This window comes from Microcystis sp. M_OC_Ca_00000000_C217Col, assembly GCF_007095585.1.
Lineage (GTDB): Bacteria > Cyanobacteriota > Cyanobacteriia > Cyanobacteriales > Microcystaceae > Microcystis > Microcystis panniformis.
The window spans coordinates 1-13,660 of the sequence record NZ_SFBV01000205.1; the positions used below are offsets into that span (position 1 = coordinate 1).

Below are 13,660 nucleotides of genomic sequence, written 5' to 3' on the forward strand. Positions count from 1 at the left end.
TGGGAAGGCGACTTCCTGCTCTACTGTAACGGGTGTGGGGTGTGGGGTTTTACCGGTTTTGAGGTGGCCAATTACCTAATTTTCAGGGAAAAAGTGCCTCAATTTTCCCCCTCATCACTCCCATGCCTGGTACTTTTTGATTGACAAAAAGTCTAAAAGTCTTACCCAACAAGGTTTTTACCATTATTCAGCCAGCCCTATATAAACAGGGCAAATAAACTAAATTGAGCAAAAAATCAGAAAATTGCTTTTATTTAGCTCATTTTTGCCCATATCAGGAAAAATAGAGATCGCAGTCAATTTTGTCCGTAATAACAGCAAGAAATTATGTGGATTATCCTAGCGCAAATTAATTTTTGCTCCTTTCTAATCCCATAATTTATTGAAAATAAAAAGGCAAGATTAGGCTCATGAATATCTTCGACCTTACTCCCAATACTTTTCGCAATTTACAGCTTTTTAATCGGCAAAAATCCACCTCTGGCTTAACTCAAGTCGAGATGTTAGTTACCCTAATTTTATTAGGAATTCTCTTAACCATTGCCCTTTCTGTTTATCATCGTTTAATGGCTTGGATTCGCTTAAATATCGCCACCTTTGAAATATCACAACAGTGGAAAAATACCCGTTATCAAGCCACAGGAGGAGGTTCTCATCCCCTATCTTTGTGCATGGCAGCAAGTGAAACTGAACAGATTAAAGTGGCAAAAGTGCAAGGGGATGAATGTGAAAATGTCACCGATTGGACTCCCATCACTCCTGGTGTTAGCATCGATACTGATAATTCTACCCTACGCCGAGTTAGTGGACCTGTGGGTAATCAAGGTACAATTTATCGCGCTAGTTGGGCCGATACAAAGGGGGGGTTAGGGGGTTCTTGGGGACAGTTAGGCAGAATTACTTTAGTTGCTTCCGGTACACCCGACAAACGCTGTTTATTTTTATTCCGTGTTGACGGTAGTTGGGATATTCGCCAAGATAATAGATGTGTGCTTTAAAGCGGCAAAAGTTATCGTCATCTAAGGGAGGGTATCAGCCCAAAATCTAACATCAAGGGACACTTTACAGCAAAATGTCGAGAGAGCCAGGCTCAAAAATCTAGAATCCTGACTGATAGCCTTTCTGGGGGGAAACTTAGACGGTTTTCAGTCCGTCTGGGATTACACTAGAAAATACTCACTTATTCGATCGAGCCGTTCATGATTATTTCCGTCGTAGCACTGAAGGGAGGGGTCGGGAAAACCACCACATCGATTCATTTGGCCGCCTATTTTCAAGAAAAAGCGCCCACCCTATTGATTGATGCGGATAAAAATCGTTCGGCTCTCCATTGGTCCCGGGAAGATACCCTTCCTTTTATGGTAGCGTCCCAAGCTGGAGCGACGGGACTGGTGAAACAATACACTCATATTATCGTCGATACCCAGGCCCGGCCGGAGCCAGACGAGTTAAAAGATTTAGCTCAGGGCAGCGATTTATTAATCCTACCCACCACTCCCAATCATCTCGATATCGATGTCACGATTAAAGCGGTAGAATTGCTGTCCACGATGACCGATAATTATCGAGTTCTGTTAACCCAAGTGGATTCACGGACAAAAACAGGACGGGAAGCGCGGAAAGCTCTAGAAGAAGCGAAATTACCGCTATTTAAGCGAGAAATTCCCCGTTTAGTTGCTTTTGAACGAGCGGCCGAAAAGGGAGTCATCGTCAAAGATTATCCCGACCCCCGGTCGAATTTCGGTTGGCTTTGTTACCAAGCGGTCGGTAAAGAAATTTTTGCCCTAATGACATAAATTGTTAAAAAAGTTAATATTAATATTTGTGTCATTTTTCCCCAAAAAGATACTTAATCTGCATGGGGACTTTTTGTAATCTTCCGTTAAGCGTTCACTCCTAAATCGGTAAAGTCTGAGACAATCAAAAAAGTCTGACTGTAGGAGAACCCTCTATGAAATTGGCCTATTGGATGTATGCGGGTCCCGCTCATATTGGCACTTTAAGGATCGCCAGTTCCTTTAAAAATGTTCATGCTATCATGCACGCTCCTCTGGGAGACGATTATTTTAACGTCATGCGCTCGATGTTGGAAAGGGAGCGTAATTTTACCCCCGTCACTGCTAGTATTGTCGATCGTAATGTTTTAGCCCGGGGTTCCCAAGAAAAAGTCGTCGATAATATTGTTCGCAAAGATCGCGAAGAAAGTCCCGATTTAATCGTTTTAACCCCCACCTGTACCTCCAGCATTCTCCAAGAGGATTTACAAAACTTTGTCGAAAGAGCGCGACAGGATGCCCAAGGAGATGTGCTGCTGGCCGATGTTAACCACTATCGCTATAATGAACTACAAGCGGCCGATAAAACCCTCTATCAAATTATCAAATATTATCTCGATAAGGCCCAGAGAAAAGGGGAAATTATCTCCCAGAAAACCCCTAAACCTTCGGTTAATATTATTGGTATTACCACCCTCGGTTTCCATAACCAACATGATCGCACAGAATTAAAGCGGTTAATGGCAGATTTGGACATTGAAGTTAACGAAATTATCCCCGAAGCTGCTTCGGTGGACAACTTAAAAAATCTGCCCCGCGCTTGGTTTAATCTGGTTCCCTATCGAGAAGTGGGATTAATGACAGCCAAATATCTCGAAAGCGAATTCGCTATGCCTTACGTTGATATTACCCCCATGGGAGTGGTGGAAACAGCGCGCTGTATTCGCCAAATTCAAGAGGTAATTAATGCCCAAGGTGCGGCAGTAGATTACGAAGATTTTATCAATGAACAAACTCTGCATATCTCCCAAGCTGCTTGGTTTTCTCGTTCCATCGACTGTCAGAATTTAACCGGGAAAAAAGCGGTGGTTTTTGGTGATAATACCCACGCAGCCGCTATGACAAAAATTCTCGCCAGAGAGATGGGAATCCATGTGGTTTTAGCGGGTACTTATTGCAAGTATGATGCCGATTGGTTCCGGGAACAAGTGAGTGAATATTGCGATGAAGTGTTAATTAGTGATGATAATGGGGCGATCGGAGACGCTATTGCTCGATTAGAACCAGCGGCGATATTTGGTACTCAAATGGAACGTCACGTCGGCAAACGTTTAGATATTCCCTGTGGAGTAATTGCTGCACCTATTCATATCCAAAATTTCCCCCTCGGTTATAAACCTTTCTTAGGTTACGAAGGCACTAATCAGATCGCCGATTTGGTCTATAATTCCTTTACTTTGGGTATGGAAGATCACCTATTAGAGATATTTGGTGGTCATGATACTAAAGAGGTAATTACTAAAGGTATTTCGGCAGATTCTGACCTAAATTGGAATAAGGAAGCTACGGTAGAATTGCAGAAAATACCCGGTTTTGTGCGGGGGAAAGTCAAACGAAATACCGAAAAATTTGCCCGGGAGCGAGGTATTGGTGAAATAACTTTAGAGGTAATGTATGCCGCTAAAGAATCCGTAGGAGCTTAATCATTTCTTGGGGCTGAAAGTTAACAGCATTCAGCCCTATTTTTTAGTTATCTACTTAATCCCTTAAGTATTCTTTCTTCTACTCCTTTCCCCTGAATTAACACTCCAAATCCTCCTAAACCGGTGGGATTGATTAATTGATGTAGGGCATCTCGACGCTGAAATATAGTTAATATATCGCTCTTTCCTTGAGAAAGTTGATTTAATCTATCCCCTAATCCCAAAGCCATTAAAAATAATCCTTGCTGAGTAAAACCGAGATTTTTTAAGCCTAATTTCTCCCCTTGACGTTGTAAAGCAGTAAAATCCACATGAGTGGTAATATCTTGTTCTCCCACCCAGAAATAAGCATGATCATGACGCTGATGTTGTCGATAACATTGTAGGGTTCCTTGACTTCTTTGGGGATGATAATATTTTTCGGCAGTGTAACCGTAATCTATGGTTAAGATATAACCTCGATCGAGTTTCCGATTAACGGTTTCTAACCAGTCTAAAGCTAATAAGTTTACCTCGGTTTGATAACCCTCCGGATAAAGTGGGGAAGGAATATTTATCCCCACTAAATCAAAATAGTCTTTGATTCTGTCGGTGGATAAATCTGTGATAATCTCCTGAAAAGGTTCCCCCAATCCCAGATAAATTTCTCGTAATTCTCCCGACTCGATCACAACTCGATGGACAGGAAAAGCATCGATTAACTCATTACTAAACACACAACCCACAAGGGAATTATCAGCTAAATTCGGCCAACTTTGCCAAGATACCAGGGAATATCCCGCTAAAGTTGCCCGTTGTCTTTCCCTGAGTTTCTGAGATTGTTCGATAATTATATAACTGAGATTTTGATAAAAATCAGCATAGCTATCACTCAAATAATCAAGGATATCCTTCGCTAAAATTCCCGAACCTGCTCCCACTTCCACTAAAGTAAATCCTCGCGAATTGCCTAAAAATTCCGCCATCTCGACAAATTGATCCGCCAACAATTGGCCAAAATCTGCCCCTAGGGACGAGGAAGTAAAAAAATCTCCTTTTGAGCCAATTTCTACTTTTCCAGAGGTGTAATAGCCATAATCGGGGTGATAGAGAGCTAAATCCATCCAGCGATCAAAGCTAATTCGACCCGCTGCTGATTGTTTAATTTCCTCTAGGATGATTGCTTCTAAATTCATCTTGATCAGGGAAGTGGGGAAGATTTTTCAGTTATCAGTAAACAGTAAACAGTAAACAGTAAACAGGTAAGTAGTCATGCAAAATAAATTTCCTAGTGAAGACAGGCAAGAGGCAATAGGCAAGAGGCAAAAGCTTTATCGAAATGTGTAATTAATTTTGCCTAGGTACTTATAAATATAAAGATAACTAACTAATTAACTTAAAACTTACATCTGATAACTTAAAACTTACATCTGATAATTGATAACTGATAACTGATAACTGATAACTGATAACTGATTTACTCTCCCGCATGATAGGAACTGCGGACTAGCGGCCCAGACCTAACCTGAGAAAACCCCATTTTTTGGGCAATTTCTCCTAACTCGCTAAATTCTGAGGGAGTCCAATATTTCTGTACGAGCAAATGTTCCAGAGAAGGACGCATATATTGACCAATAGTAACTCGATCGCAGTCTATCGCCCGTAAATCTGCCAAAGTCTCGATAATTTCCTCTTTTGTCTCACCGTGACCGACCATTAAGCCAGATTTCGTCGGAATTGAGCGATCGATTTCCTTAACATAACGCAAAACCGCCAAAGAGCGATCATATTTAGCCCCGCGTCTAACCGGCCCTTGCAAACGGCGCACCGTCTCGATATTGTGATTGTAACAGGCAGGTTTTGCCCCTACCACCGTCGCCACCCGTTCCTGTTGACTTCCCTTACCTCCAGCAAAATCCGGGGTTAACACCTCAATTAAAGTGTGGGGATTGAGTTCGCGAATGGCTGTCATCGTCCGCACAAACCAACTGGCTCCGCCGTCTTCCATATCATCTCTGGCTACAGAAGTCAAGACAACGTAACTTAAATTTAACAATTGCACCGCTTCCGCCACTTTTTGCGGTTCCTCCACATCGAGAGGCATGGGTGCATGACCCTTATCCACTTGACAAAAAGCACAGGACCGGGTACAAGTGGGACCCATCAACAAAAAAGTCGCCGTACCTTGGGCATAACATTCGCCGCGATTGGGACAGCGACCCTCCTCGCAGATAGTATGAATGTTCCTTTGTTTGATAATGCGCTGAACCGTGGAAATTTCGCTAGATTTGCCGAGTGAACGCCGTAACCAAGCGGGTAAAGACGTAATTTCCTCGCGCCACTGTGGGGAAATATTGGACATGAGAAGTTAAGTAAGGTATTGGGGATTTCAGTTATCAGTTATCAGTGGGGGGTGGGGAGAGGGGAGAGGGACTACTAACTCCCCAAAACGAAAACTTTCTATCTCACCATAAAGATAACTGCTATAAGCTGAGAAAGCGGGTAAAGATCATTGTTAATCAAAAAGGAAACTTGGGCAATGGGACGACGGCAACGGGAAAAAATTTTCAATCTAGTCCTTCAAGGATTGGCAGGTTGCCTCTTGGTTAGTATATTTGTTCTTTATTCCCTGCCATCCCTAGGCCAAAATTTTCTGGTTCCATTTGCATCTCCCACGGGGACAAGGATTTTTGTAGCCGGGGATATAGAATATGCCTCTGTCCATCTAGATGGATTTGCCTTATTTGAGATTGCCTCCCAAGATTTTACCGATTCTGAGGCCCGGGAACTCTCCCCAGTACAAAGACGGGCTAGGCGCATTGAAAGAGGTTTAAATAATATTATCAATGGGGGTTTCGATCCGACAACCCTGCAAGTAAGTACGGCGACGCTCAATAATTTAACCGTGATTGTGGCCAAGGATAACCAGAAGTTACCGCAACAGGTAATTCTGACAGTAACAGAAGTTGATGCCCTGATCGATTCTTCTTCGGTTGACGATTTAGCAGACCGATGGGTTCAAATCATCCAAACAGCTTTGCTCCAAGCTTGGCAAGAACGTCAGCCCGCCGCTCGCCGGCAACAGGTAATGACTGCCGCTAAAATTATTTTGGGGCTAATTTTCTTAAGCTGGGTATCAATTTGGTGGCAGAAACGTTTAAGAAATCGCTTTAATCTCCTCAAAAAACAGGCTAAAAGTCAATCTGATCGGAATTTAGCCATAAATTCCCCCCCCAGAAAAGATCGCTCCCAAGAACCGATTTTAGCCGCTCTAGAAGATTCCTCTAATTTCCGTCAACAGGCAGATATTCAGCGACAACTGACGTTAAATATTCTCTGGAAAAGACTTGCTCTTATTGGACTGATACTGCTTTGGTTTAGCGGAATAGCGGCGATTTTGTATGTATTTCCTGAAACTAGGCTAGAAGGACGGGGGATAATTCGTATTCCTTTGCGGATTTTTATTATCTGGTTGCTGCTGACATCAGTGAGCAATATGGTTAATCTCTACGTTAATTTTCGGCTACGCGAGTGGGTAGAGGAAGGAGCGGTGTTTTCCGAAAATTTGGAAAGGAGGATTCTGCGCGCTCCCACTTTATTAGAAGTTGGGCGAGAAATGATCACATTTATCGCCATTTTTCTAGGAATTTTGATTTTTTTGAGTTGGATGGGTCTTTCTTTCGCCTTTTTACTCACGGGAGCCGGTTTAGTGGGAGCATTGCTCACCTTTGCCTTTCAGGATCTTTTAAAAGATTGGATTAACGGTTTTCTGATTGTCTTTGAAGATCAGTACACTGTTGGTGATATGATCCAGTTTCAGGAGTTTATCGGTTTGGTGGAAAATATGAGTTTGCGAGCGACTCAATTGCGGGCTGCTGATGGACGTTTAATCACTATTGCCCATAACCAAATTATTAGCGCACACAACCTCAGTAAAGATTGGGCGCGAGTCAATTTTACCATCGAAGTCGCCTATGACACCGAGGCAGATGTGGCGATCGCTTTAATGGCAGCCATCGCTGAAAATATGGCTGTAGATCCACAATGGCAAGAAGATATCATCAATCCTGTGCAGGTTGTTGGTGTTAGTCGGGTTTCTCACACGGGAATGGAAATTATGCTCAGAATTGTCGTCAAAAGATTACGACAATGGGACATAGAAAGAGAGTATCGTCGTCGTCTAAAAATTGCTTTTGAGGAGAAGGGAATTCACATCGGTATTCCCCAACAAAGTTTCCTGATAGCAAGAGATAGAGAAGAATTCAAAGAACAGTTTTAAAGGGGAGTGATACTAAATCCTGTTTAAAAGGTATAGGAGAGTGGGGTGTAGCGTTTGGGGTGTGGGGAGAAACAATTCATAACTTGAGAGTTAATCACACTATTAAAAACGGATTTGTTATCAGTGCAGTTATCACTCCGCGTCCTGTAGGGGCGAAGCATTCGGGCAATAACCTATCGGTGAAACCGTAGATTTTCTATCCGAATGCTTCGCCCGTACTTTTTGCCGCAAACCCTAAGTAAAAAATTGCCGTCTTTTCACTGATTACTGATTACTGATTACTGATCACTGTTTGGTAGATTTAAACTAGGTTAGGATAGCTAACCTAACCTAGAAAATTTTTAGGAAGCTAAGGCTACCTCGACTATTTGTTGTAGTTCCCCATTTTGATAGAGTTCGATCATAATGTCGGAACCGCCAATAAATTCACCATTGATATAGACTTGGGGAATAGTCGGCCAATTGGAATACTCCTTAACTCCTTGTCTTAACTCCTCATCTTGCAGAATATCGACAGTTTCATAAGAAACCCCCAGAATATTGAGAATTTGTATGACGTTATTGGAGAAACCACACTGAGGCATTAATTTATTGCCCTTCATGAACACAAGAACTTTGTTATTCTGGATTAATTGATCGATTCTGGCCTTAGTTTCGGGTGTCATAGGTCTAGTAGCTAGAATTTGAGCAAGAATAGCCAATCCTGAGACGTGGCATATCCTATCAGTTTAGCACAAGCCGTTGAGATAGCCTTAAAAAGGCAGGTCTTCGTCCTCCTCCAAACTCTCTAAAATTTCGTTAACATCAGGTCTCCCGCGCACGATAGTCATATTTTCCAGAGACTTATTAACTTTAGTTTCTGCGGCCGAATTTTCTGGCAGTGAATAACCCATATTGACCAGTTCACCATCAAAAGATTTCGCTAACTTTTGAGCGGCTGCCAAAATTTCGCTAACATCGACATCTTGATCTAATGTCTCTAAAGATGAATCAAAATTTAAGATTTTTTGGGGCAGTTCTGTGCTAGGAGTTTTTGGGGTTCCCGATGCGGTGATCTTTGCTTCTTTTTTCTCGATAATTGCTTCTTTGACTGGAGGAATATCCACCACAGTCATAACTTTATTTTCGGGAGTTATTGGTGGGGTTGGTGCGGTTTCTGGTGGTGGTTGTATCCTGGCCGCTGGGGATGGGGAAACTTCCGCAGCCATGGCAGCAGTGGCGGAACCTACCTGTAAATGGACTTTAATCCGGCGCTGAAAAACTGCCTCGAAAGCTGACTCAATATTAGTCAAGCGTAGCCGGGCCATTTTTAATAATTGTTCCGAAGATATGCTTAAATAAGCGCTCGATTCTTCCATACTAAAAAGACTGCCGTGCTGACGTAGGAGAGTGCGAGTAGTGGGGGGTTCCATTACTTCTAAAACCTGCTGCCAAATTTGTTCATGATTGTCATCACTGGCAACAGTTTTAACCTCAGTTTTCGGCACTGCGACGCTAGTTGTCGGGGTGATAACTGGCGGTTTTATCGGTTCATTAACCGGTGCCGGCGCTGTGATCACTTCCGGGGGCCTCTCGGCGCTGGTTTGGGGACGGGAAGGCGCTACCGTGGCAACTAGCGGAATCACCTGTGCTTGCGGTAACAGTCCTAATAGAGTGACTTCTAACCAGAGACGGGGTTGAGTGGTGTTTTTTAGTTGTGTTTCGCTGTCTTTAAGCAGTTGTTGACCGCGGAGAATTTCCTCTAAAGACCAAGTACGCGCTTCCGTACATAATTCCTGCCAAGTGGGAGCGGTGACAGCCACCATTTCTGGACGATTAGGGGCGGTTTTGGCTAAAAGTAGGTTTAAATAGAATCCGGCTAGATTTTGCAAGACGATTAAAGGTTCCTTCCCGCGATTCATCAGATGGCGACATTGTTCGATAACTTGATCGGGAATATTGCCATGAATGACTTTAAGCAGGGTTAAGAGGTCTCTTTCGGGGACTGCACCGACCAAATCCCAGACTCGCTCGGCCGTAATCGTTCCTGCGAGTAAACTTAATTGATCGAGGAGACTTTCGGCATCGCGTAAACCACCGTTAGCGATCTGAGCCACCAGGGTTAATGCTTCTAGGTTAATATCGATCGCTTCTATTTGGGCGATTTTTTGCAGGTGTGCCACCATCGCATCGAGAGCAATACGGCGATAATCAAAGCGTTGACAACGGGAGATGATGGTAGGCAAGACACGCTGAGGATCCGTGGTAGCAAGCACAAAAATCACTCGATCCGGCGGTTCTTCCAGAGTTTTCAGCAAGGCATTAAAGGCCGCCGTACTGAGCATATGGCAGTTATGAACTAATAACCCATTGGCAACAAAATTATGATTGTCCTCCACTTCTAGGTCATAGACGCTTTCTGTGTCACCTTCTTGAATCCCTATCACTTCCTCGAAATTTGTAAGCCATTGAGGGGATTTTATGATACTAGGCCTGTATTGCACCGCAGCCACATTCACAGGGGATAGGATCTGATCGCCGATTTTGAGATTTTTTGCTTGTATCCATGCTTTTTCTGTCTTAATCAAATGATTACCAGTGCAATTAATCGTCCGATTTCTGGTTTGAATGGTTAAAGTTGCTTTTACGCCTCGGTTTAGCCATCGCAGGACTTTTTTATATTCCCACTCTCCGCTGCTCTCGTTGTAACTGAGAACTCGTTTTCCGAGAATCTCAGGATGATTAATGGGGATTAATCCCGTTTCGGTGAAAACAAGGCTATCCCCAGTCAGGCATTCATCGATGACATAGACTTTATAACGACATTGGACGGGGGCAAATTGCGATCGCTCGATAATTTCCCGAATGTTATCCACACCCGTATTACTAGCGGCATCAATTTCGATCACGTCTAGGGCTGAACCATTGGCGATCGCTTGACAGACGGAACATTTACCGCAGGGAATCGGTGTCGGATGGTCACTAGACAGACAGTTGAGGGATTTGGCTAAAATTCGCGCCGAGGAGGTTTTCCCCGTGCCTCTGGGTCCAGTAAATAGGTATGCAGGAGCGATTCGCTCACTGATTAAGGCATTACTCAGGGTCGTGGCGATCGCTGATTGTCCCACCAAATCGGCAAAGGTTTGGGGACGATACTTATGATGTAGAGGTTCGTAGGTCATGACTGGCTGAAAACTTTTTCCCCACCCTAGAGACTACTATTATCCTATGCCGATTCTTTTTCGGCATGAGAACAAGTGTATGCTTTTTATCTAGCCAGTTGTAATGCGGGATTTGCATCATAAAAATGGCAATTTGGCCAAGGCTTCTAATAAATTGTATTAATAACTACAATTTGGCCGAGAAAATCTGCGGACTATCTTAGTATGCCCAAAGATAGCGCCACTAATCAGACCCACTGCTTATGACTGAATCTACAAAAACCCAATGTCCTTACTGTGGAGTAGGTTGTGGTTTGACAGTCACCCCCCCCGCGTCGGCCGGACAAGCATGGAAAGTCTTTGGGGACAAGTCCCACCCCTCCAGTCAAGGTATGGTCTGTGTTAAAGGGGCTACCGTAGCGGAATCAATCGATAAAAATCGCCTCAAAACCCCGATGATCCGCGATTCTCTCCAAGAGCAATTCCGTCCTTGTGCCTGGGAAGAAGCCCTCGATCGCATAGTTAACCGTATCCAAACTCTAATCGCTCAGGGGGAAAAGGAAAGTATCTGTCTATACGGTTCGGGACAATTTCACACCGAAGATTACTACATCGCCCAAAAACTGGTCAAGGGCTGTCTGGGAGTCAATAACTTTGATGCTAATTCCCGTCTCTGTATGTCTTCGGCCGTGGCCGCTTATCGGGACAGTTTCGGGTCCGACGGTCCCCCCTGCTGTTACGATGACCTAGAATTAACCGATTGTGCCTTTCTGGTGGGGACAAATACGGCCGAATGTCACCCCATCATCTTTAACCGTCTGCACAAGTATCTCAAAGGTAACAAAGAAGCGAAATTAATCGTCGTTGATCCCCGCAGGACAAAAACCGCCGAGGCCGCTAATCTCCACCTCGCCATTAACCCGGGGACTGATATTGACCTATTTAACGGTATTGCTCACCTGTTACTGAATTGGGGTGCGATCGATACCTATTTTATCGATAAATGTACCCGGGATTTCGGCAAATACGCCGAAATTATCGGCCATTATCCCCCCGAAATAGTCGCCCCTAAATGCGGCATCCCCATCGAGGATTTAGAAAAGGCTGCCCGCTACTGGGCCGAATCGAAAAGAGTGCTTTCCCTCTGGTCGATGGGTATCAATCAATCTAGGGAAGGCACGGCCAAAGCCCGCACTTTAATCAATTTACACCTAATGACGGCTAATATCGGTAGGCCGGGGGCCGGTCCTTTTTCCCTAACCGGACAACCCAACGCCATGGGGGGACGGGAAGCCGGCGGCCTCTGCCATCTTCTCCCCGGTTATCGTTCCGTCAAAAATCCCCAACACCGGGCCGAAGTGGAACAAGCTTGGGGTTTACCTGCTGGTCGGATTTCTCCGGTCCCCGGTCGCGATGCTTGGAGTATGATTACCGGTTTGGAGACGGGAGAGGTGAAATTGCTTTGGATTGCCGCTACTAATCCGGCTGTTAGTATGCCTGATCTAGAACGTACCAAGGCGGCCCTGTTAAAATCACCTTTTACTGTTTATCAGGATGCCTACTATCCCACGGAAACCAGTGCCTACGCCCATTTATTACTGCCAGCGGCCCAATGGGGCGAAAAAACGGGAACAATGACCAATTCTGAGCGCATGGTGACGTTAAATAAGGCTTTTCGCCCTCCCGTCGGTCAAGCTAGGGCCGACTGGCAAATTTTTGCCGAAGTTGGTCGCCGTTTGGGGTTTCAGGCACAATTTAATTTTCAGGATTCGGCCGAGGTATATTCCGAGTTTATCCGGTTGACATATAAACGTCCTTGTGATATGACGGCGATTAATTATGAGCGCCTGGCCGAGACTCCCCGACCGTGGCCCGATTCCATCGATGAAATTTCCGCCCCTAAAACCGCTAATTCCGGGGAATTACTAGGTAATTTAGTTAAAGATGACGATAAAAGCCAAAAAACAGCCGCAAAACGCCTTTATACCGATGGTAAATTTAATACTGCCGATGGACGTGCTGTTTTCGCAGCCTACCACAGTAAAGGTCTAGCGGAACCCCCGGACGATGATTATCCCCTAGTGTTGACCGTGGGGCGTTTGTACGGTCACTGGCACACCCAAACCCGCACCGGCCGCATCGAGAAAATTGTCAAAATGCACCCCGCACCTTTTCTGGAAATTCATCCCCAAGATGCGGCAAAATTGGGCATAGAAGCTGGGGAATGGGTGGAGGTGCGTTCTCGTCGCGGTTCTGCCCGTTTTCCCGCTTTAATTACCAAAGCAATTGCTCCTAATTGTGTCTTTGTGCCGATGCACTGGGGGGCCCTATGGGCAGAAAATTCTGAGGCCAATAGTCTCACCCATCCGGCCGCTTGTCCGATTTCCCTGCAACCAGAATTAAAAGCTTGTGCTGTCAAATTAATCCCGTTGAAGTCTTTAGTTAATGCCGAATTATCGAAAATTTGGGTTTAAAACCCCGCCCCTTTTAGCTGACAGGTGTAGGTATTTTACAACTAAGAGGAAGGGGAGTAGTAAAAAGCATCAACGGGGGTGGGAGGGAAAGAACTCCAGCGATGAAGTTGAATCGGTGGTGATTCGGTAGTAGTGATGGCGGCTTAATCCTTTGCTTTGCTGTGCATTGTAGTCATGGATAAAATACCAAAGCTGACTGACGGACACATTTTTCAATACAAAGACAAGTACTGTTATGTGAAAGCCTCAAACTCCTGAATAAAAGAAAAGGTAATTTTGCCATAATAATCCTGACGAGCTTTGCGAGAAG

General features: G+C 44.5%; 9 protein-coding genes. 5 read left to right on the plus strand and 4 right to left on the minus strand.

Going from position 1 to position 13,660, the window contains the following annotated elements; translation table 11 throughout:
* Window positions 1–410: 410 nt before the first annotated feature.
* The 3 genes from EWV66_RS12370 to bchB all read left to right on the plus strand — a co-directional run bounded on the left by EWV66_RS12370 (window position 411) and on the right by bchB (window position 3,478).
* Window positions 411–998, plus strand: a complete 588-nt coding sequence (locus EWV66_RS12370) for a hypothetical protein (RefSeq protein ID WP_052275627.1) — start codon at window positions 411–413, stop codon at window positions 996–998.
* A 201-nt stretch (window positions 999–1,199) separates the two neighbouring features.
* Complete coding sequence (locus EWV66_RS12375) at window positions 1,200–1,796, plus strand: nucleotide-binding protein (RefSeq protein WP_002761980.1); 597 nt, start codon at window positions 1,200–1,202, stop codon at window positions 1,794–1,796.
* Window positions 1,797–1,951: 155 nt separating this feature from the next.
* A complete protein-coding gene (gene bchB / locus EWV66_RS12380; protein WP_002770669.1) occupies window positions 1,952–3,478 on the plus strand; it encodes a ferredoxin:protochlorophyllide reductase (ATP-dependent) subunit B in 1,527 nt (508 codons plus the stop codon).
* Window positions 3,479–3,525: 47 nt separating this feature from the next.
* Here bchB and EWV66_RS12385 read toward each other — a convergent pair whose 3' ends face one another.
* Together EWV66_RS12385 and lipA are read right to left on the minus strand one after the other, a co-directional pair.
* Window positions 3,526–4,653: a class I SAM-dependent methyltransferase gene (locus EWV66_RS12385; RefSeq protein ID WP_052275626.1), complete on the minus strand. Its 1,128-nt coding sequence runs from the start codon at window positions 4,651–4,653 to the stop codon at window positions 3,526–3,528.
* 281 nt (window positions 4,654–4,934) lie between these two features.
* Entirely contained in the window at window positions 4,935–5,819 is an 885-nt protein-coding gene (lipA, locus tag EWV66_RS12390) for a lipoyl synthase (RefSeq protein ID WP_287108061.1), read from the minus strand.
* A gap of 177 nt (window positions 5,820–5,996) precedes the next feature.
* Between lipA and EWV66_RS12395 the strand changes: the two genes are divergently transcribed.
* Window positions 5,997–7,736 carry a mechanosensitive ion channel family protein gene (locus EWV66_RS12395; RefSeq protein WP_287108064.1) on the plus strand — a complete coding sequence of 580 codons (1,740 nt, stop codon included), beginning with the start codon at window positions 5,997–5,999 and terminating at the stop codon, window positions 7,734–7,736.
* A 341-nt stretch (window positions 7,737–8,077) separates the two neighbouring features.
* On the opposite strand, the gene grxD is transcribed toward EWV66_RS12395, so the two are convergent.
* Both grxD and dnaX read right to left on the minus strand, forming a co-directional pair.
* Complete coding sequence (gene grxD, locus EWV66_RS12400) at window positions 8,078–8,401, minus strand: Grx4 family monothiol glutaredoxin (RefSeq protein ID WP_150977575.1); 324 nt, start codon at window positions 8,399–8,401, stop codon at window positions 8,078–8,080.
* An 87-nt stretch (window positions 8,402–8,488) separates the two neighbouring features.
* On the minus strand, window positions 8,489–10,897 hold the full coding sequence (dnaX, locus tag EWV66_RS12405) for a DNA polymerase III subunit gamma/tau (RefSeq protein WP_287108062.1): 2,409 nt from the start codon (window positions 10,895–10,897) through the stop codon (window positions 8,489–8,491).
* A 242-nt stretch (window positions 10,898–11,139) separates the two neighbouring features.
* On the opposite strand from dnaX, the gene EWV66_RS12410 reads away from it, so the two are divergent.
* Window positions 11,140–13,350 (plus strand): molybdopterin oxidoreductase family protein, encoded by a 2,211-nt coding sequence (locus tag EWV66_RS12410; RefSeq protein WP_072926470.1) that lies wholly within the window; start codon window positions 11,140–11,142, stop codon window positions 13,348–13,350.
* The last annotated feature ends 310 nt before the right edge of the window (window positions 13,351–13,660 follow it).

Excerpts from the sequence above, each read along its gene's own strand:
- bchB (WP_002770669.1), top strand. The coding sequence starts at position 1,952 with ATGAAATTGGCCTATTGGATGTATGCGGGTCCCGCTCATATTGGCACT.
- EWV66_RS12370 (WP_052275627.1), top strand. The coding sequence starts at position 411 with ATGAATATCTTCGACCTTACTCCCAATACTTTTCGCAATTTACAGCTT.
- dnaX (WP_287108062.1), bottom strand. The coding sequence starts at position 10,897 with ATGACCTACGAACCTCTACATCATAAGTATCGTCCCCAAACCTTTGCC.
- EWV66_RS12410 (WP_072926470.1), top strand. The coding sequence starts at position 11,140 with ATGACTGAATCTACAAAAACCCAATGTCCTTACTGTGGAGTAGGTTGT.
- EWV66_RS12375 (WP_002761980.1), top strand. The coding sequence starts at position 1,200 with ATGATTATTTCCGTCGTAGCACTGAAGGGAGGGGTCGGGAAAACCACC.
- EWV66_RS12395 (WP_287108064.1), top strand. The coding sequence starts at position 5,997 with ATGGGACGACGGCAACGGGAAAAAATTTTCAATCTAGTCCTTCAAGGA.
- grxD (WP_150977575.1), bottom strand. The coding sequence starts at position 8,401 with ATGACACCCGAAACTAAGGCCAGAATCGATCAATTAATCCAGAATAAC.
- EWV66_RS12385 (WP_052275626.1), bottom strand. The coding sequence starts at position 4,653 with ATGAATTTAGAAGCAATCATCCTAGAGGAAATTAAACAATCAGCAGCG.
- lipA (WP_287108061.1), bottom strand. The coding sequence starts at position 5,819 with ATGTCCAATATTTCCCCACAGTGGCGCGAGGAAATTACGTCTTTACCC.